The sequence below is a fragment of the Nostoc sp. genome (assembly GCF_036917455.1).
Classification (GTDB): Bacteria; Cyanobacteriota; Cyanobacteriia; order Cyanobacteriales; family Nostocaceae; genus Nostoc.
The window spans coordinates 1-21,053 of the sequence record NZ_JBALDK010000160.1; the positions used below are offsets into that span (position 1 = coordinate 1).

The window sequence follows — 21,053 nt, forward strand, 5'->3', positions numbered from 1 at the left end:
AACTATCTTTTCTCGAAGCTCGACAGAGTATGACTTCATTTAAAGGTATTTATATTTTAATTTAGTGTACCTCATAACAGACGCAAGTGCTGTATGCTAAAACAATTGCTCGGTGTTTAATTGTCGCAGTTATCTGCCTCACCTTAGCAGGCGTTCTAAGTTCCTATTTCTTACTTACGGAGTTTTCGTTCCCAGCTAGCAAATGGTTTTACGACCTATTTAGCTTAGATGAAGAATTGAATATTCCTGCCTGGTATTCTGCATTCTCTCTATTATTTTGTTCGGGATTACTTAAAACAATTACCGCTATTAAGACGGAAGACCGCTATTTCTCTCAGTGGAAACTATTACATTTTATATTTTTATACTTGAGTCTTGATGAAGCATTTAGTTTTCACGAGATTTTGATAATTCCGTCAGTGCGAGAATGGCTTCATCTCAATCCTATATTTTACCAAACCTGGGTTATACCTGGTGCTATTTTATTAGTATTTTTTGCATTTAAATATCTAAAATTTTGGCTCCATCTCCCTCACAAGACTCGGTATTTATTTCTGATTGCCGCAGTTGTTTATGTGAGTGGAACTTTAGGCATGGAAATGGTAGGTGGACTTTTGAGAGAAGATTTTGGGCGACTCAGCCTAATAACCTTAATCGGCATAGTTGTTGAAGAATTTTTAGAAATGGCTGGAATTGTGATTTTTATTTATGCGCTGCTAGCTTACCTTAGCAGTTTGAGAACAAACCTTCAACTTAAAATCTATATCTCTGAAAATTAATTTGAACAATTCGTAGTTATTAATAACGCTGCTGACGATTCATTATTATCTTGAATTGCAACACAAATTCCGTGCATTAATTTGCATTTTAAGTTTTGTTTTGCTCGATAGTGCATAATCGAATCGCAATTGAAAATTTGTCTGAATGTTTGCAAAAGAGAAACTGGAATTTAATTGGTGCGCTCCGGTATCTGGTGATGGATTCTATTTAGGTTTACCCGCTTGGGAGCGTCCTCCCAGTCTTGAGTATACCGTTGAGATTTTTAAAACAGCAGAAAAATTTGGGTTTCGGCAGGTTCTAACTTTAGCTTTTGGACAATTACACTATCAGATAATGGTATGCGATCGCGCGATCGCTGACTTATCAGTTTGCAAAAAAGTTGTGAACCAACTGTAGTTTTTACTTTTACTGTATCAATATTCTCTTTGACAGCAATAGGAATTCCGTGTAGCAATCCGCATTTTTGACCGTTATCTCGCTCTAAATCCTTTTGTATAGATGTTTCTAGGGCTTGTTGCTCGAAAACGGTAATAAAAGCCTTGAGTATAGGGTTGAGCTTTTGGATACCTTCAAGATAATGCTTGATTAGTATCCTGGAAGTTAGCAAGCCACTTTGCATTTGCTGACTTGCTTGTGCGATCGTTTTAGGGATAGAATCTGCTTGCATCTTGGAAAAAGGTAAGCTGTTCAAAATTGAATTGCATAATTAGCCTTCTTGGAGATAGGTTTGTGTGTGGTCTATTTATTTTAAAACTGCCTAAAATTACTAATTATGCGTTGAAAATTTCCCATGCTATTTGATGCGTTTAAAAATCGTAAATCTCCTAAAATCGAATTCACCAAAACTGACCCAACCTGGCGCGTAGCTTGCGGAAAAATTGATAAAACTTATGAAAATATCGCTTGGCGAGATGAAAATTTTTCTGTAATTCTACCACGTACAGCTTCGGGATTTCTGACGGAAAAATTAGCCATCAGTTCTGGAGGACGATTTGTTGTTGTTGGTGATATTTGGTTAACTAACCGAGTGCAGTTGCTGCAAAAGTTCGGCATTGAACCGGATAGCTTTAGAGAAACTTCTTTGCAAATAGTTGCCAATCTTTGGGAACGATGGGGCTTTGAATGTCTTCGCCAACTTGTGGGGATGTTTGCGCTAGTGATTTGGGATCGAGAAAAACAGGTATTGAAGTTAGTTCGCGATCGCATCGGTGTTCGTACCCTCTACTACACTACCACTGGTTCGGTTCGTTGGATTGCGCCTCAACTGAGAACTTTATCACCCCATCGTTCATCCGATTTAGATTTGGTGGCGTTGCGAGATTATCTTTGTTGTGCCTTTGTTCCAGGAGAAAGAACGCTTTGGGAACAGGTGCGGGAACTGCGACCTGGAACCGTTTTAGAATTTCCCGACCACAAAGTTGAAGCTTATTGGCAGCTTCAAGAACAGATTATAGCAATAGATCAACCCTTAGCATGGCATGGCGATCGCTTGCGAGAACTCCTAGAGCAAGTTGTTCAAGAATATTTACCACCAGCCAATGAACCCGTTGGTGTTTTTCTTTCTGGTGGTTTGGACTCTAGCGGTGTCACTGCTTTAGTAGCGAAATTCCATAAAGCACCAGTTCACACCTTCTCGATTCATTTCGGTTCTGAATGTCCCAATGAGTTAGAATTTTCTAGTCTCGTTGCATCCCATTGCCAGACGCAGCACCACATTTTAGAAATTACTTTTAAGGATATGTGGTCACGTCTGCCAGAAACAATGGCCTATTTAGATGACCCCATTGGCGACCCACTAACTGTTCCCAACCTTTTGCTGGGGCGATTGGCGAGAGAAAGCGTAGAAGTAGTTTTAAATGGTGAAGGTGGCGACCCCTGTTTTGGTGGGCCAAAAAACCAGCCAATGCTAATTAATAGTTTATATGGTTCTGTCACCAATCAGGATGCATTGCAAGCTTATTTAATTTCCTTCCAAAAGTGCGCTGTTGACTTACCGCAACTTTTAAAACCAGAAGTTTGGACAGCAGTACAAACAGCACCTTGGGTTTTTCAAGAAGATTTATCTTCCCAAGCCAGCTATCTGAATCGTTTGATGGCAATGAACATCAAATATAAAGGCGCTGACCAAATTCTGACCAAAGTCAGTAACTTGACTCAAGCAGCCCTTTTACAAGGTCGTTCTCCTCTATTTGACCAACGAGTAGTAGACTTAAGCATGGAAATCCCTCCAGAATATAAGCTTTCTGGAGTGAAAGAAAAAGCTGTCTTAAAGCAAGCGATTAGCTACGGTAAGTCTCCGACGAACGCAGATATTTTACCAGATGCGATTATTCATCGTCCCAAAAGCGGCATGATGGTGCCCGTGCAGTTAGGATTTCGGAAATATTGGCAGCAAGAAGCCAGAGATTTATTGCTTAATGGTCATGCGGCTATCACTCCTTACTTGAACCAGTTACCAATTCGTAATTGGTTAAACTATCAAGGAGATACTTGGAGTCGTTATGGGGTGAAGCTGTGGTTGCTTGTCAGTTTAGAAATTTGGTTACAGGTAAATCGAAAAGCGGAGTAGTCGAAAAGGTGTAATGGGGACTCTGCTCTGACACGTAATAAAGAATTGGGAATTGCGATTTGGTAAGAGCGCTTAAATAAATTATATAAAATTTATGTAAAGCTTCAGTTTTATTAAGCGCCAAGTTTTCTGGACTAATGTATAAATTTAACTTATCTATTGGAAAATGTAGTTCTTTAATACAAAAGTATTTTTTTTTATTAAAAATAATATTTATTTACGAAAAAAACTGATATGAAAACCTAATTTAACGACCAGTACCACCAGAAGCCGGAAAATATCACAACATTTGCGAACAAATCAGTAGCTTTGAAACAATATTTAATTACTTCTTACAAATATAATTCAATGTATTACAAGGTGCATTTATCAAGATTTTAAAGATTTGATAAATAAGCTAATCTAACCTTTAATTCATGGTAATTAAATAATTACAGCTTGGTTCAAAACAATTAGATTGACAAAATATTTGACCTAATTACATATCATTTGATTAATCTATTAAGGTATTTTCATTAAATAAATTATCTAATTTTGTTAAGTAGGTATCTCGTTCGCCCGTAACCAAAGCAGGACTTTTCTACCCAGCCCACAATAAATAGTTGGATATTTTTTATTTGAAAATTCCTAGCCCAATTAATAATTAAGGGTTGGGAAATAGGATTATACAAATGATAAGTAATCTCCATTGAACTGATAAATAGTTCTTTGACTAAGGCTGAACTGACCTATTAGTTAGAAATTCAAGAGAAATAACATGGCATTTATTTTTGGTAGTACAAATCCTGACAATATCTCTGGGACTTCGGGAAATGACACGATAGTTGGTTGGGCCATTAATGGTAACGCCAATAGTACATCCGGTAATGACACCTTGAATGGTGCAGATGGTAATGATTCTATCGCTGGTGGGACAGGAAACGATAGCCTAATCGGTGGAGATGGCAATGACACACTTGATGCAGGCATAGGAGACGACACCATCAAAGGCGGTCAGGGTAACGACAGTATTAATGGTGGAGATGGCATAGATACCGCAGACTACAGTCAAGTAAGTCAAACTATTACCTTGTCAGGTGTTGGAACCATTCAAAAAGCTGGCGGGTTGGGGCAAGATACGCTCTTTAAAGTTGAAAAGATTATTGCTAATGCTAATGTTGCTAACAATACCATAGATGCATCCCAATCTTTGACTGGAGTATCTATTACTGTTAACCTGCAAACCCAAAGTTTGTCTGCCAATAACGTTCCTGGTTTGGGAACATTGCCATTTACTGTAGTTAACTTTGATAATGTCAAAGGCACAAATGCAAATGACATCATTATTGGTGACGACCAAAATAACCAATTGTTTGGTAATAATGGCAACGATAGTCTAAACGGTGGAAATGGCAGTGATACACTTGATGGAGGTACAGGTGCTGACACTTTGAATGGGGCAGCAGGCAACGATACTTACATCATTGATGGTGCTGTTGATACCATTATTGAGGCTGCTAATTCCGGCACAGATACCGTCCGGTCTTCTATCGCCTACACACTTGCGACCAATGTGGAGAACCTGACGGTGACAGGAACTGGTGCCATCAGTGGGACAGGTAATACTCTTAACAACTTTATCTTTGGTAATAGTAGTAACAACACTTTGAATGGCTTAGGAGGCGATGACACCCTAGATGGTAGTCTTGGCAATGATAGCCTCAATGGTGGCGACGGCAACGATCGTCTACAGGGTGGGCCAGGCAATGACAAACTCAATGGGGATGCTGGAAACGACGTTCTCATCGGTGTTTTCCCTAATAGTTTGCTTCCACCTGGGTTAGGAGAAACTGATACCCTGACAGGTGGGGCTGGGGCAGATAGATTTATCTTAGGGGATCTTATAAATATTTTCTACGACGATAACAATACTGTGAATCCTGGTTTGGGAGACTACGGTACTATTACTGACTTCGACTCTAGCCAAGATTTAATTCGACTCAAAGGAGCACCACAAGACTACCGCCTGCAAGTTGTTGGAACCAATACACGAATATTTGTAGACAAACCGGGTTCAGAGCCAGATGAGCTTATAGGTATTCTACAGGGGAAAACCAATCTCAGACTTGATAGTGATGACTTCCTTTTCAATGAGCAAGAAAATGCTGGAGAAGGTACAAATAATACACTGGACAGCGCTGAAGGGTTGCGTTCCTTATCATCAGGCTCAAACATTAATCTTGAAGCCCAGTTAGCAACAGTTCAACCAGGGAATAGTGCTGATTTTGACTTTTTTACATTTACCCTAGCAAATTCAGGAACTGTCAATATTAGGACAGTGACATCAGGAGATACAGTTCTCGGACTATTTGACAATGCTGGGAATTTAGTGACCAGTGACGATGATAGTGGCGGTGGTAATTCGTCATTAATCACCAGCTTTTTGGGTGCAGGTACGTACTCAATTTCAGTGAGTGACTATCCTGCCTTCCCTCAAAATGGCGGAGTTTTCTCTGCTAGCCCCAGCTTCGATCCTACTTTTTATTCGCTACAAGTCAGTTTTACTTAGGGAAATTTTGAATTTCAAAAAGTACTGACATCAGTTTATTGCTAACTAGGGGGATACGGCGACGTGTCCCCTATGCCGTTAATTACCTTCTAGCAAAGTCCAGAAATAGCCATCTGGTGCAATAAAAGAGAAACTCGTCTCGCCAAATTCATTACTAATCATGTCTGTAACTTTTTGTACAGCACTTGCTTTGATGCGATCGCAATACTCTTGTATTCCCTTAACTCGATAGGTATATAAGGACATACCCAAGCTACCTGGTTGGGCAGCCTCAAAGCATGATTCTAAATTAAGAGATTCTGGAAATCGAACAATATAAAGTCTACCACTGCGTGCAGCCATCAGGTCAGACTTAGAAGAACGGGGATCGTCAAAAGTAGTAACAATAAACTTTTCACCCGGGTTAAGGTCAAAAATATCTCGACCGGCTGGCGAAGATTCATAGCTAGTTTCTACATCATCACGCACACGTAGCAAACCCAAAACTTCTTCATAAAACTTCAGGGTTTCTTTGCTGTCATCTTGAACGATGATCCCTATATGGGTAAACTGACTAGCCTTGAGAGCCGCATTATGGTTAACTTGCCCGTAATGCGGTAGTGTATAGCCAAACCGTTGAAATAAAACCTGTCGAGCTAAGGGTTGTAGTAGCAGCATTTCTCGCACACCAACTGCTGGCTCAATAAAAGGACGGCTTTTCCTCTCTTTGTTGTAGATGACTTCCCAATAAGGGTAAGAATGCCAAATTGGAAAACCTGCGGCTTTTGCATCCTCTATATGATTTAAAATACCTAATAAATCTGTTGTTAAGCTTGTCGCCCAACGATTTCCCTTAATTTTCATTGATGCTATTCCCAAACCTTCATGGGTAGGATTTTGCCAAACCATTAGCCGAATCAAACCATGATCTGAATTTTGGTGGTAGAGGCGGATTGAGCGTAAAGACGAATTTACTCCATATAATTGATAAGCTACATCTGCGGTTAATTCACCCACTTGACCAATGCGATAGCCAAATTGCTCCCAATACTGAATTGCAGAAATTGGTTCCGGGATGCCAATACAGACTTCATAGATACCTTCAATTGCGGTTTGTTGTTCTTGAGTCATAGCAATTTGGGATTTTAGATTTTAGATTGGGTCAAAATAAATAAAGCTTTCGGAAAGATATCTCAGAAAGAATCTGAAAAGCAACAACTTTATTTTGTAGCTTATGATGTATCTACAAAAGTGAGATGTCTAATGTAGAGTTATTCTGATTGCACATAATCAGCGATCGCTATAAAGTTTTTTAACAGGAGTTAAGCTATGACGCAGCGACTGACTCAAGAGCAATTATCACAAATAGTCACTGAAGTAGAAGGTCTGCAAGTGCGTCGAGAAGCAGAACTAGACCAACAGCAGGTTAGAGAAATTTTACAGGAGTTGAATTTACCGCCAGAGTTACTAGATGAAGCCCTGATTCAGTTAAATCGCCGCCAAGCAGTGGAGGTACAACAACGCCGAAATCGATGGATTGCCTCTGGAGTGGTGGCATTATTAATCATACTGAGTGCATCTACAATATTTTTCATCCGGCAACAAAATTCTGCACTCTCTCGTGTTTCTGCTCAACAAGACCGCATCACCTTGGTACAAAATACTGGCGGTGACTTGAAGACAATTTCCCGCCAAACCAACCCAGAAGTTTTTTACCGTGTCACCTTAAAGGATGCACCCTTGGGTAAAAAGCTGGCTCTTTCCTGTAATTGGATTGACCCAAGCGGTCAAATTGTCAAGCAAAACAAATATCAAACCCGCGAAATTAATACGTCTGTCTGGGATACCCAGTGTCGCTACACGATTAATTCGGCTGCAACTGTTGGCAATTGGCAGGTGCAGATGTTCGTGGAAGGTCGGCAGATTAGCGATGAAACCTTTGAAGTGAAATAGTCCAGATGGGCAACATCCCGCATCACTTTCTAGGCTATTGGGGTTACGGCGCTCAACATGAATTGGAAGCGCTGTTAAGTAGTATTCTGGAAAATCTCTGCTCGACAAAAGGAGAGGCTGTGAATTTTCCCCCTTCCCTTGCAGGGAAGAATAGTCAGTTCTCTCCACAGAGAAATTATCCTCTTCCTATCTGGAATGTTGCTTATATAGGAATTGATGGAAATTCCCCACCGCTAGAAAATCAAATTGCTGCTATTTCCGCATCAGGATTATTCACTTCACCCGACGCTTGGGTAAGTCTCCAAGAAAATAACTGCCTAATTTTGGGTAGAGAACCTTTCGGAAAGATGCCTTTGTATTGGACTCAGCAAGGACAAGCAATCTGGTTTGCATCCCAACTGCAATTACTCTTACCGATATTACAACAGTCAGAAGTTAGCATTGCTGGATTATACGGCTACAGCTGTTTTTCTTACGTTCCCACACCTTTAACCCCTGTTAAGGAAGTGTTTGCCGTGACGGCTGGAACTGAATTAGTTTGGCACGATCGTCAATCAGGTATTTTGCAAAAGCCTGAATCTAAAAATATCCACTCGTGGCGGGAAGCCCCAAAACAGTTAACAGATGAAGCTACAGCAATTACCGAATTGCAAACCCTCCTTAAAGATTCCATTGAACGACAGATTGCCGATTTAAAGGATGAGCCTGTTGGGGTGTTTCTCTCTGGCGGACTCGATTCTTCAGTGGTGGCGGCGCTGTTGGTGCAAGCAGGAGTGAAAGTCCGCGCCTACACTCTAGATTTTGGTGATGTAGGCATTCCAGAATATCCTTATGCCGAACAAGTCGCCCAGTTTCTCGAAATTCCGCTTATTAAAGTTGCAGTCACCCCAAATTCTATCAAAAATGCCCTAATTTCTACTGTGCAAGCATTAGATTTGCCCTTTGGAGATGGCGTGTGTGTTCCGTTGTATCTTCTATCTGAAAGGGCGAGTCAGGAAACTCAGGTAATTTTTAACGGCGAAGGTGGAGATCAATTATTTGCCGGTTGGACAAACAAACCTTTAATTGCCGCAGGTGTTTATCAGTCAGAAAATCCCGCCGGACAGGAAACTTTTATCCAGCAATATCTCCGCACCTTTCACCGTCTTGGAGGATACGAATCTCAAGTTTATCAGCCAGAAGTCTATGCACAGATCCAAAATTTGCCTCCCGAAGATTGGCTATTGGCGGCTCTTGATTACAATGAGTGTCCATCTTTGCTGCATCGCTTGCGCCGCGCTGGTTTGATGCTCAAAGGTGCGCAGAATATCCATCCCCGTGCGACTGCATTGGGGTTTGCTCATGGATTATGGGTGCGATCGCCTTTTTGTGATTTACCTCTAGCAGAATGGACATTTAGCCTATCTGGAGAACTCTGTTTGCAGGGAGCCTGTGAAAAATATATCCTCAAACGTGCCGGAGAAAATTGGCTCCCGCCCGAAATTGTTTGGCGACAAAAGCGGGGGATGGGGGTTCCTTTAACTTCTTGGTGTTTAAATAATTTTTGGCATCAGCTAGGCATCTGGCTCAATCCAGAAATCCTTCGCGCCAACAATCACTTTTATCCTCACATCGCAGCACAAATCGTTGAAGGCAAACTCGGAGCAGCTATTCAAGGGCGACGGATTGGTGAGACTCTTTGGTTACTTATTATGTGGCAACTTTGGCGATCGCATGTTTTAAATGAAGAACGAAGTAAACAGTCCTGGGATCATCCTTTTTGGTTGCCTCGTCGGCTATGGAGGAGTTATAAGCGATGGCAAGATTAGATAAAAAAGACTTAGGAGTTGGGAGTGAGGAGTTAATCTTCTCATCTTTGCCATTTTCTGGGGAACTCGCCCAGAAGTTACTGAGGACTTATGGTTCTCCGCTTTATGTTTATAATGGCGATCGCTTGCGCGAAACTATTGAGCGCATTACTAAGGCTGTCAGTTATCCTTACACGCAATTTCGGTTTGCCAGCGTTACCAATGGTAATATTGCGCTGTTAAAAATTTTTCGCTCATTTGGGTGGGGACTTCACGCTAATACCCCAGGAGATATTTATTTGGGATTGCAAGCTGGTTTCGATCCTAGTGAGATTGTTTATAGTGGCAGTAATTTGAATCGGGCTGAGATGCTACAAGTCTTAAATTGGGGAGTTACAACTCTCAATCTCGATAGTCTGGCTCAATTACAGTTGTGTTGCGAAGTTTTGCCCAAAGGTAGAGAGAAAGATATTCGCCTGGGTTTACGCCTGAATTTACCAGAAATTACTGGGGATAGCCGAATTGGTGTGCGTCCTGAAGAATTTGGTGATGCGATCGCTTTAACTCGTGAATTTGGACTAAGGCTGAGTGGTTTACACTTCTATCGAGGGACTGGAACTAATGCCACAGCCGCTTTCACCCAGGTAATTGATAAGCTAATCGCCATAGCCCAACTGTTACCCGATTGGGAATATTTAGATTTTGGTGGTGGTTTTGGTTATCCGTATCACCACAACAAAACAGCCTTTGATTGGGAAATGTTTGGGGGTGAGTTAAGCCAGAGAATTAGCCGTTTAGGGCGGAAAATTGATTTGGTGATTGAACCGGGACGAAGTGCGATCGCCGGATGTGCAACTTTGCTGGCTCAAGTTGTTTCTGTGAAATGGCAAGGAGAAAAGCAGATTGTCGGAGTTGATACCACCGTTGCTAATCTTGCAGTCCCCTCAGTACACGGTGGCTACCGCGAAATTTTCACTTGGAAGCAAGCAGACAATCCTTACTCCCTTTTCACAACTGATATTTGTGGTAATACTACTTATTCACGAGATTATCTAGGGAAAAATTGCCAACTTCCATCGCTAGAAATTGGTGATATCATTGCCATTTTAGATGTCGGTGCTTATGGTTATGCCATGTCGTCTCACTTTTTGCATCGCCCCAAACCTGCGGAAGTCTTGCTAGAAAAGGGTACACATCGCTTGATTCGTCAACGGGAAGACTATAGTGTTTTGCTAACAAATCAGATGCTTGATAACTAATAATTAATAAATAATATTGAGCAACCATTATGAAGTGTATTAACTGTGGAACTGACAACAAACTAAAAGACCGGACAGCTAATCAAGGTCGGTGTCTAAAATGCAATCATCCCTTTGCCTTTGAACCAACCAATATGAGTAATATTAAGATTACCGATCCTTTTTTTGCAAAGGCGATCGCTGATATTTCTGCAAATAATACTTTGTTTTTTACACCCAAGCAACTACTATATTTTCTAGATAATCGTCTTAGATCAAAATCTTTTCCCAAATTTAGCTGGTTATTTTTATATGTGTTTCTGAATTTTTTTACATTTTTCTTAATTATTGGTCCACTCTTCGTAAATATTGTGTTTATTTGGATATTTTTCAATCGAACCAATTCAGTTAAACTTAACAATAAAATTCGCAAACAAAATGCTAGAAATTTACAAATTATAGGAGGAATTATCCTTGTTATAGGAATTTTCCTAAGTCTCGTTTCAAACTCATTCAGCTTATTTACCATTATTGTTATTTTAGGGATGCTGCCTATATATTTAGGAACCCGACAGTTAGGAAGAATTGGATTTTTAACACAAGAATTTTTATTTCCTGAATCTCAGCTTAAAGATTTGCTAGATCGTTGGCAGCAAATAAATGGTTCAATCCTCAAAATTCTGCCTCTTCCTAACCAGGGAAATACACCAGCTACAGTTAATCCCGATGTAACTGCTTACAGTTTTGATAGATTAGTCGTCTGTGATAATGCTGCCATTGCTCAATTATTAATTGCTAATAATTTCCACTTTGAAAATAACTGTGCAATTCTCAGCATTACTGGATATCCTCAAAGCATTTTTGACACCACAATGCAAATGCTGCACCGTAATCCTGATTTGAAAGTATATGCAGTGCATGATTGCAATCCACGAGGTATTGGTTTAGTTCATCGTCTTAGAACCAATGCTAGTTGGTTTCTCAACAGCGAGATTACGATTATTGATATCGGATTAATGCCACGTCAAATTATCGCTACTAAGCGCGGAATGTTCATTCAATCTTCTCCTGAATCGGCGCAAGCAGCTAAAGAATTACCTGAAGAAATTCGTCAAAGTTTATCTCCTGAAGAATTAGCATGGTTAAAATCTGGAAATTTTGTAGAATTGGAATCTTTCACTCCCCAAAGACTAATTAAAGTTGTACAAAAGGGTATTGCTGGCAGTCGAGATATAGAAACTGATGACAGTAACTTGCTTTTAGTAGGGGATAGAGGTAGCGATATGTATGTTGTTCAAAGTTTTGGTTAATATAGCCACGCATCCCAAGTGGGCAAAATGCTCTTCAGATTGGAAAGCCGCTAGATAACAATAGAAAGTTCCTATTAGAGAGCACATTAGTCTTGGAACTCATCATTCGCGTAATCAAGATTAGACCTCTTGCAAAAATCCTTGAATCACCCCTCCCCGATGTGTTGGGGAGGGCGCAAGATTTCAAGTTTCCCCCCAATATATCGGGGGGATTAAGGAGGGTCTAATGAATTTGATGAAATAGAGGATATGTGAAGAAGCACGCTTTCCCAAAACAGGTGATTGCCTTTGCCACTACGATCCGCGCAATCGCCAACCCTTGTCACAACTACTTATGAATTAGATGTAGTATAAAGCACAGAAATCCCTTGATAATAAATTATTTGGTACTAGTAGCACCGTTCCAATGTGGTGGAAGCATTCTTATTGATTTTAGGTAAGATTTTCTGGAATTCGCTTCTTTGCATTTGTAGCTTTGTACAAATAGTAAGTAGTAAATATAAAGATTTATAACTAATTTACTTACTGGGATAGTGCTTTTTACAAACCTACTAAATATCGACTATGACTGAGCAAAATAAGAGTTTTCTAGAACAATTAAAAGAAGCTGTAGATAACAATCCCAACCCAATTGCATCTGCTCAAGCACAAATGCAGCTAATTGGTAAATGGATCGCAATTTCCCCAGTAGAGTTTTTCAATGAACTTCGTGAAAAATCCCCGATTTTGAAAGCACCTGCTTTTACCCTAGTAACATCTTATGAAGATATTCAAGACGTATTGACCCTCAATGAAATCTTCACTACCGATTTACTGAAACAAAATATGTTGAAGTTCATCGGCAATACAGTGGTGGAACTACCACCTTCACCAGAGTACGAACAGCGTAAATCAATTCTCCGTCTAGCTTTCCCGATGGCGGATATCTCTCGGTATCATCAAATTTTGCTTGAAGAAGCGGCAACTCTGCTGCAAAATGTCAAAGAAGATACCTCCTTTGATCTAGTTGACTATGCTAAAAAACTCCCGGCTACGGCAATATCAAGATATCTAGGTTTGCAAGGATTACCTATAGACAAATTAGTTCAGTGGCTACATGACATCAATGAGGGCGCAGTCAGAAATCTGGGCAACTCTCCCGAACTCAACGCAGATGCTACAGCTGCCAGTGATGAATTGAAACCAAAAATCAGAGAAATTCTTAAAGCCACTCGCGCAAAATTACCGGGCGGCAATCCTGTAGCTAAACCAAGTTTTTGGGAACATCTATTTGGACTAGTTAAAACTCAACCAGAGATACACCCTCCATCAAATCCTAACGTGTTAGAGCGTTATTTGCTGATGCAGTCTGTGCCAACGACTTACACCACCGATGAGGACATCGTTAGTAGTCTCTTGTTTATGATGTCAGCTTGTGTTGATTTGACATCCATTGCCATTACTAATGTGATAATAGAATTAATGAAACGTCCTGAGATTTTTCAAGAAGCGATCGCAGCATCACAGCAAGATCGGGATGATGCTATTGCCGGGTATGTTTGGGAATCCTTACGCTTTAGACAACCTTCACCGGGCGTGATTAATACCTGTGTACAAGACTATACTCTGGGTAAGGGAACTGACTATGAGCAAACCATCAAAGCCGGAACTCAAGTTTTAGCTTGCAGTATAGCCGCTATGCACGATCCCACTGTCATTGATGCACCACAAGAATTTAAAGTCGGACGACCCGCTCATTTAGCTTATACCTTTTTTGAAGCTGGATTACACACTTGTCACGGTAAATACTTCTCGATGCTACAGATTCCCCTAGCGGTAAAACAAGTGTTGCGGTTAGGTATTCTCGAAAATGTTGATCCTCTACCTATTGTGCAGGGTTATCCCAATAAACCTTTTCATATTAAGGTTACTCGTTCGTAACCTTAAGGATGAATTCAAAATTCATAAAACCCTTGTGACTAATTTCTGGGTCTTTATAATCTTAGTGTAATAATTTCGTTCTATTAGTTTAAGGATAGTAATCATGGCTATTACCTTGTCTGGGAAAGATTCAGCTACCGAATATGAATGGAAACTAAACCCTGCCTATGTACCACCACACATCAAAAATTTACCAGAGAAACAGGGATTTTCTCTTGCTAAGATTCTCAGATTTCAATGGATAGTTGTTAAAGGAGTCTTAGGTATTGCTCTAGTGGAATTTTTCCTCTTTTTGAATCTGGTTCGAGAAGGAAAAATTAAATTTCAAAGAACGGCAGACTTAGGTTTGGCTGAAGGTCTGAAATTACTGAACAAATGGAATAAAATCGAAGACCTAAATGATTTTTTCCAGCCTTGGACAAGCTTTGATAAACCCAAGGTAGCCAATACCTGGACTACAGATGCTGAATTTGGCAGAGAACGCATCTATGGTATCAATCCAGCTTTTATTCGTAAGTGTAAAGCGGAAGATTTACGCAGTGATGGAAATTTTCCTGTGACAGATGCAATCATCAGTGGTTTACTATCCCAGGGAAGCAGTCTAGCGACGGAATTGGCAAACAATCGTTTATATATAATGGATTACAAAATCCTCGCTGACATTATTACCAATGAACTCGAAGATCAACTAGGTAAATATCCACTTGCCCCCCTATGTTTACTCCACGTTAATCAAAAAGACCAATTAATGCCTTTGGCCATTCGTCTTCAGCAAGGAAACAGTTTTCATGACCTGAACAAAAACCCTATCTTCACCCATCAATCTTCACCAGAAAATTGGTTGACTGCCAAAATGGCCGTATCGAGTGCCGACATTGCCTATCAAGGGATAGTCTCACACTTAATGGATACCCATTTAATCATTGAAACCTTTGCGGTTGCTTCCTATCGGCAACTCTCACCTCAGCATATTGTCTTACAGATACTCCAATCACATTTCTTTAATACCTTTGCGATTAATGAAATGGCGCGAGGTATTTTCTTAGGTCATGAAGGCTTTTTTGATGTTACAGGCGCTTTAGGATTTACGGGTTCTAATGAGTTGCTGAGACGGGCATACACAGGTAGTGGCAAAAACTATCAAGGTGAACCACATATATTCTATCGTCGAGCCTTACCTATCGCCTTAGCTGCTCGTGATGTCGCTGACTTGCCAAATTATTATTATCGGGATGATGCCATTACGATTTGGGATGCGATTCAAACCTATGTTACCGACATTCTGCGGTTATATTACAAGTCCAAAGAAGATTTGGTGAATGATGCTGAGTTGCAAGCATGGAAAAATGAACTCGTTAGCCCCGATTTCGGTAGAATTCAAGGTTTACTTTCCCCAGAAAAATCTGCTCAAATTACTGGGACTCTCACGGAATTAAACGATCTCATTGCCATCATTACCAACGTGATTTTTACAGCGACCGCACAACATTCGGCTGTAAATTTTAGTCAATATGAGTATGCTTCCTGGGTACCAAATATGCCTTTTGCTATTTATCAACCTTTTAATGATTTGTTAGAAAAGCAACAGTCAACAGTAAATTTAGTTGACAGATTGCCTAACAGATTACAATCGTTTAAACAAATTGTGTTAGTCAAGGCTTTGAGTATGCCCGTACCACTTAGCAGTGAATCCTTGTTAACTATGGCTAATCCTTTTAAAGATGAAGCCGCCAGAAAAGTTTTTCAAGATTTTCAAAAGGTGCGATTAAGGAAGATTGAAGAACAGATAATCCAACGTAATGCTTCTCTTGAATATCCTTATGTTCGTCTTTTACCATCTCAAATCGCACAGAGTATTGCTATTTAGTAGTCTGTCAACAACTAATTGATAGATAAAATCTTAGTCAAATCCTATTACGCGAACGGTGAGTTGGAAGGAAAATTTTTTGATTTACTAAAATTATGTAGAAATTGCAGTTCAGATGTGGTGAGGTCGCGCCATTCACCCAATTGTAGGCGATCTAATTGTAGGTGGGCTATGCTAACCCTGACTAGCCGCAAAGTCGGAAACCCTACAGCCGCAGTCATGCGCCGGACTTGGCGATTTTTTCCCTCTGTCAAAGTCATTTCCAGCCAAGCTGTGGGTACATTTTTGCGAAATCTAATCGGCGGGTTACGTTCAGGTAACTGTGGCTCTGTTGGCAAGAGCCTCACTTCTGCTGGTTGAGTGCGGTAATCTTGAATTTCTACACCTGTTTGCAACCTTTGTATCGCATCTGCATCTGGAATTCGCTCTACCTGTACCCAGTAAGTACGTTTATGACCAAAACGCGGATGGGCGAGGCGATGTTGCAATTGCCCATCGTTCGTTAACAGCAGCAACCCTTCACTATCCCAGTCTAAGCGTCCTACAGGATACACATCAGGTACATCAATATAATCTTTTAGAGTGCTATGTGTGGGAGCATCTTTCGTAAACTGGCTGAGAACACCGTATGGTTTGTAAAAAATAATATATCTCATTGGGAATTGGTGATTGGGAATTGGGCATGAGACATTAGTTTTTCCCCATGCTCCGAATGGCACGCTTGTAAAGGGAAAATCGTTGAGGCAGTAGAGGTGCAGAGGAGCAGGGGAGAAAGAAGAAGTTTTAGTTATTGCGTTCCGGATATTTAGAAATTCTCCTCTGCACCCTTGCCCCCCTGCCCCTCTGCAATTCTTACGCTGCATACTCTTCAGCTTAACTTAGTGCCATTCCCCCATGCTCCCATGCTTCTATTTTCTAACGTGACTGAACAAGACAAAAAACGATATTGTCAGAAATTGTAAGTTCAAATTTGCTTAAGATACACACCCAATGCCCTATGAATAAATACTTTCGCTCTAACGTTGATGCAATGGCTAGCTACATTCCCGGTGAGCAGCCTCAACGCGGTACACAGATAGTCAAACTTAACAGCAATGAGAATCCCTATCCCCCTTCCCCTGCGGCACTAGCTGTGCTAAAGAATATCGATGGCGAGTGGTTGCGGCGGTACCCAGAACCTTTTGGTGGGGAGTTCCGGCAAGCTGCAAGTAAAGTTTTAGGAGTTCCTACTGATTGGATCGTTGTCGGAAATGGTAGTGACGAATTGTTGAGTCTGATCGTTCGAGCCTGTGTAGAACCTGGGAAGAAGGTAGTTTATCCGATACCAACTTATGTCCTGTATCGCACATTAGCAGAAATGCAAGCTGCAGAAATTGTTGAGATTCCCTACAGCGAGGACTACAGTTTACCTTTAGAAGAACTGGTTGCTGTCGATGGTTCTGTGACATTCATTGCATCGCCTAATAGTCCATCGGGCCATCTAGTAACAACAAATGAACTACGAAAATTAGCCAGCCAGTTATCTGGAGTTTTAGTGATTGACGAAGCATACATAGATTTTACCGAAGAAAATGCATTGGCTTTGGTAAAGGAATACGAAAATGTCATCATAATTCGCACTCTATCTAAGGGCTACTCGTTGGCTGGATTGCGCCTGGGGTTTGGGGTGGCGAATCCCAAACTGTTGCAGGGATTGTTTAAGGTGAAGGATAGCTATAACATTGATGCGATCGCTTGTGCAATTGGTACAGCTGCTATTACCGATCAAGTTTATAAAAATGCTTGTGTGGCAAAGATTAAAGCATCACGGAACCAGTTGGCAACAGACTTAAAACAATTAGGTTTTCATGTTTGGGATTCCCAAACTAACTTTTTGCTGGTACAGCCTCCACAAAAAAAAGCGGAATATCTCTATCAAAAACTGAAGGAAGGGGGAATTTTAATCCGTTACTTCAAGCAGCCTGGACTAGATGATAAATTACGGATCGCTGTTGGTACTGATGAACAAAATCAGGCTTTAGTGAAAGCACTAAGTTCTTTATTATAAATTTGACAATGCTCCTGTTACGTAACAAGTATTTCAGGGCTGAAGACAAGGACTACAGCTCTAAGCTATGCAGGATAAGCGCTACAAATTTTAAAGTTATTGAACAGTGAAGGTCTTGAGAATCAATCAGTATTCCCCGGCAGAGCCAGGGAAGGAGAAAATATTAACATTAACTCGCTGCTAAATTGCCCCAACTTACATAAGGTAATTTTGCAGCTGTTGCCCGAACTTTGTCAGCATTGGCCACCAACTGACCGCAAGCGTCCCAAGTTCCAGAAATAAATGTGCTTCTAGTACCTTCACCGATCGCAATTGGGGCAGTGTAATCACCAATTTGCACTTGCAAGGTTTCCAGATTGACTCTCACAGAAGCTTGAGGATTAGTAGCGACTAAATCTTGGAGTTGTTTAACAGTGACAGCCGATGCTGTCACGCAAGGTATGCCCATTGCCACACAGTTACCAAAAAAGATTTCTGCGAAGCTTTCACCGATTAAAGCTTGGATTCCCCATTTTGCGATCGCTTGGGGTGCGTGTTCCCGTGATGAACCACAGCCAAAATTTCTATTGACTATTAGAATATTCGCCCCTTGGTATTGGGATTGGTCAAAGGGATGTTCCCCTTTAAGTGCTGTCCGGTCATCAATAAACGCACCTTCGCCTAACCCATCAAAGGTAACGGCTTTCAAATATCGTGCGGGAATGATGCGATCGGTATCTATATCATTGCCCACTAAGGGTATGCCGCGCCCTGAAACTGTTTTAACTTCACTCACCATAGTTTTTATAAAAACGAACTGCAAAGAACGCAAAGAATGCAAAGGAAAGAAAGAAAAGTTTAAGAGATTTCTCTCTGCCGCGAAGTGGGGTTACAACAACTCGCGCACATCAGAAACTTCGCCTTTAATGGCAGCAGTAGCAACCATCGCCGGACTCATTAACAATGTCCGACCGGAGGAGGAACCCTGTCTTCCTTTAAAGTTGCGGTTAGAAGAAGAGGCACTGATTTGTCTTCCTTGTAATTTATCGGGGTTCATTGCCAAGCACATGGAACATCCCGGTTCACGCCATTCAAATCCGGCTTCTTGGAAGATTTTATCCAATCCCTCAGCTTCCGCCTCTTCCTTCACCCTTTCAGAACCGGGAACAACAAAAGCTTTGATTCCCTCTGCAACATGGCGACCTTTGGCGATTTTTGCAGCTTCTCGTAAATCACTGATTCTGCCGTTGGTACAACTACCAATAAAGCAGACATCTATTTTAGTACCTTTAATGGGTTGACCAGGATATAAATCCATGTAGCGGTAAGCTTCTTCGGCAATAAATCGGTCTTCTTCCAGCAGTTCTTCCGGCTGAGGCACTGACTGGTTGATACCGATACCTTGACCGGGAGTAATTCCCCAGGTAATAGTAGGAGAAATTTCCGCAGCGTCAAATACAACTACATCATCATATTCGGCATCAACATCGCTCTTGATGGAATCCCACCAAGCCACTGCTTTATCCCAATCTGCATCAATGGGTGCAAAATCTCTACCTTTGAGGTAATCATAGGTGACTCGATCGGGATTAATATAGCCGCATCTAGCACCGCCTTCGATGGCCATATTGCAGACAGTCATCCTCTCTTCCATGTTCATTTGCTCAAATGTCGTACCTGCAAATTCGTAAGCATAGCCCACGCCGCCTTTTACGCCGAGGGTGCGGATGATATGTAGGATGACATCTTTGGCATAAACTCCTGGGTTTAGACTGCCGTTAACTTCAATTTTTTTGACTTTCAGTTTCGAGAGGGCGAGAGTTTGAGCAGCGAGAACATCCCGAACTTGGCTAGTACCAATCCCAAATGCGATCGCACCAAATGCCCCATGACTGGAAGTATGGCTATCTCCACAAGCGATCGTCATTCCTGGTTGAGTCAGTCCCAGTTCTGGAGCAATCACATGAACGATACCCTGACTACCAGAACCAATATTATAAAAGGTAATGTTATTTTCTCGGCAATTTTGCTCAAGTGCTTGAATCATTTCCTCTGCCAAACCATCAACAAAGGGACGTGCCTGATTTTCTGTCGGCACAATATGATCGACTGTAGCAACAGTACGCTCTGGAAACAGTACTTTTAGACCCCTCTCGCGTAACATAGCAAAAGCCTGGGGACTGGTGACTTCATGAACTAAGTGAAGCCCGATAAATAGTTGCGTCAGCCCTGAGGGAAGTGTACCAACGGTGTGTAAGTCCCAAACTTTATCAAACAGGGTACCTTTGCTCATACGTCAATCAATATTTAAAGAGTCCGGTCTTAAATATTATCAAAAAAGAGTCTAAGTTTTTCCCCGCCCTTCATATTAGTTACATCTTTATACTCATATTTCTCTGTGCCCTCAGCGTCTCTGCGGTTTTATTCTTCCTTAACAAACCGCAGAGGCGTTGATAATTCCCAATATATCCCAAGCTTTTACCAATGCGACTAGCAAGAGCTTTTTTTGACTTGATAGGACAAGAACGTTAATAACTTTTCATTGCCCGTTGAATGTCACGCTGATCTTCTCGTCGTTTCAGGTCTTCTCGCTTATCGTGGAGCTTTTTACCTTTGCCAAGGGCTATACTCACTTTTACCCAGCCGCGTTTGAGATACATTTTCAAAGGGATTAAAGTTAACCCTTGCTGTTCTACTTTGCCAATTAGCTTGCGGAGTTCTTGACGATGCAACAACAACTTGCGTGTCCGCCGTGGTTCATGATTAAAATATTGTCCGCTGGCGTTATAAGGCGAGATATGAATATTGATCAACCATGCTTCGCCATTGCGAAGTAAAGCATAGCCATCTTGGAGATTGACTTTACCTGCACGAATTGACTTCACCTCGGTTCCTGTCAACTCAATTCCGGCTTCGTAAGTTTCCAGAATTTCATACAAATAACGGGCTTGACGGTTGTCAGCAATAACTTTGTAACCTTCGTTCTTGTCGCTCATTGATAATTTTGTGCGCTTTAAATGTACCTAAAAAATTATTTGGATTGTCTTGCGAATTATAGGGTATTCATTATAACCGC

At 41.1% G+C, this 21,053-nt stretch carries 16 protein-coding genes; 10 read left to right on the forward strand and 6 right to left on the reverse strand.

The genetic code is table 11. From position 1 onward, the window contains the following. Positions 1 to 86 precede the first annotated feature (86 nt). The gene (locus V7K42_RS17055; protein WP_334918060.1) at positions 87 to 779 is read left to right on the forward strand and encodes a hypothetical protein; all 693 of its coding nucleotides are present in this window, start codon (positions 87 to 89) and stop codon (positions 777 to 779) included. Between the two features lie 263 nt (positions 780 to 1,042). On the opposite strand, the gene V7K42_RS17060 is transcribed toward V7K42_RS17055, so the two are convergent. Beyond that, a complete protein-coding gene (locus V7K42_RS17060; protein ID WP_334918062.1) occupies positions 1,043 to 1,447 on the reverse strand; it encodes an amidase family protein in 405 nt (134 codons plus the stop codon). Between the two features lie 123 nt (positions 1,448 to 1,570). Between V7K42_RS17060 and V7K42_RS17065 the strand changes: the two genes are divergently transcribed. Both V7K42_RS17065 and V7K42_RS17070 read left to right on the forward strand, forming a co-directional pair. Next, positions 1,571 to 3,349: an asparagine synthetase B family protein gene (locus V7K42_RS17065; protein ID WP_334918064.1), complete on the forward strand. Its 1,779-nt coding sequence runs from the start codon at positions 1,571 to 1,573 to the stop codon at positions 3,347 to 3,349. Positions 3,350 to 4,106: 757 nt separating this feature from the next. Continuing rightward, a complete protein-coding gene (locus V7K42_RS17070) occupies positions 4,107 to 5,897 on the forward strand; it encodes a DVUA0089 family protein (protein WP_334918066.1) in 1,791 nt (596 codons plus the stop codon). 78 nt (positions 5,898 to 5,975) lie between these two features. Here V7K42_RS17070 and V7K42_RS17075 read toward each other — a convergent pair whose 3' ends face one another. Further along, positions 5,976 to 7,007, reverse strand: coding sequence for a VOC family protein (locus tag V7K42_RS17075; RefSeq protein ID WP_334918068.1), 1,032 nt, complete (start codon positions 7,005 to 7,007; stop codon positions 5,976 to 5,978). A gap of 198 nt (positions 7,008 to 7,205) precedes the next feature. On the opposite strand from V7K42_RS17075, the gene V7K42_RS17080 reads away from it, so the two are divergent. The 6 genes from V7K42_RS17080 (at position 7,206) to V7K42_RS17105 (ending at position 15,951) form a co-directional block, all read left to right on the forward strand. Continuing rightward, positions 7,206 to 7,829, forward strand: a complete 624-nt coding sequence (locus V7K42_RS17080) for a DUF3859 domain-containing protein (RefSeq protein WP_334918070.1) — start codon at positions 7,206 to 7,208, stop codon at positions 7,827 to 7,829. A gap of 5 nt (positions 7,830 to 7,834) precedes the next feature. Then, the gene (locus V7K42_RS17085) at positions 7,835 to 9,637 is read left to right on the forward strand and encodes an asparagine synthetase B family protein (protein WP_334918072.1); all 1,803 of its coding nucleotides are present in this window, start codon (positions 7,835 to 7,837) and stop codon (positions 9,635 to 9,637) included. Further along, positions 9,625 to 10,875 (forward strand): diaminopimelate decarboxylase family protein, encoded by a 1,251-nt coding sequence (locus V7K42_RS17090; RefSeq protein ID WP_334918074.1) that lies wholly within the window; start codon positions 9,625 to 9,627, stop codon positions 10,873 to 10,875. The genes V7K42_RS17085 and V7K42_RS17090 overlap by 13 nt, the downstream gene beginning before the upstream one ends. A 29-nt stretch (positions 10,876 to 10,904) precedes the next feature. Next, positions 10,905 to 12,164, forward strand: a complete 1,260-nt coding sequence (locus tag V7K42_RS17095) for a hypothetical protein (RefSeq protein WP_334918076.1) — start codon at positions 10,905 to 10,907, stop codon at positions 12,162 to 12,164. Between the two features lie 564 nt (positions 12,165 to 12,728). Beyond that, positions 12,729 to 14,084, forward strand: a complete 1,356-nt coding sequence (locus tag V7K42_RS17100) for a cytochrome P450 (RefSeq protein ID WP_334918077.1) — start codon at positions 12,729 to 12,731, stop codon at positions 14,082 to 14,084. 103 nt (positions 14,085 to 14,187) lie between these two features. Next, the gene (locus tag V7K42_RS17105) at positions 14,188 to 15,951 is read left to right on the forward strand and encodes a lipoxygenase family protein (RefSeq protein WP_334918079.1); all 1,764 of its coding nucleotides are present in this window, start codon (positions 14,188 to 14,190) and stop codon (positions 15,949 to 15,951) included. Positions 15,952 to 15,998: 47 nt separating this feature from the next. Here V7K42_RS17105 and V7K42_RS17110 read toward each other — a convergent pair whose 3' ends face one another. Beyond that, positions 15,999 to 16,607, reverse strand: coding sequence for an rRNA large subunit pseudouridine synthase E (locus V7K42_RS17110; protein WP_334887995.1), 609 nt, complete (start codon positions 16,605 to 16,607; stop codon positions 15,999 to 16,001). A 341-nt stretch (positions 16,608 to 16,948) separates the two neighbouring features. Here V7K42_RS17110 and hisC point away from each other — a divergent pair, with 341 nt between their 5' ends. After that, on the forward strand, positions 16,949 to 17,998 hold the full coding sequence (gene hisC / locus V7K42_RS17115; RefSeq protein ID WP_334918081.1) for a histidinol-phosphate transaminase: 1,050 nt from the start codon (positions 16,949 to 16,951) through the stop codon (positions 17,996 to 17,998). 169 nt (positions 17,999 to 18,167) lie between these two features. Here the strand turns inward: hisC and leuD are convergent, their stop codons facing one another. The 3 genes from leuD to smpB form a co-directional block, all read right to left on the reverse strand. Then, positions 18,168 to 18,776: a 3-isopropylmalate dehydratase small subunit gene (leuD, locus tag V7K42_RS17120; RefSeq protein ID WP_334918082.1), complete on the reverse strand. Its 609-nt coding sequence runs from the start codon at positions 18,774 to 18,776 to the stop codon at positions 18,168 to 18,170. A 90-nt stretch (positions 18,777 to 18,866) separates the two neighbouring features. After that, positions 18,867 to 20,270 carry a 3-isopropylmalate dehydratase large subunit gene (gene leuC, locus V7K42_RS17125; protein ID WP_334918084.1) on the reverse strand — a complete coding sequence of 468 codons (1,404 nt, stop codon included), beginning with the start codon at positions 20,268 to 20,270 and terminating at the stop codon, positions 18,867 to 18,869. Positions 20,271 to 20,505: 235 nt separating this feature from the next. Then, the gene (gene smpB / locus V7K42_RS17130) at positions 20,506 to 20,973 is read right to left on the reverse strand and encodes an SsrA-binding protein SmpB (protein WP_094332194.1); all 468 of its coding nucleotides are present in this window, start codon (positions 20,971 to 20,973) and stop codon (positions 20,506 to 20,508) included. Positions 20,974 to 21,053 lie beyond the last annotated feature (80 nt).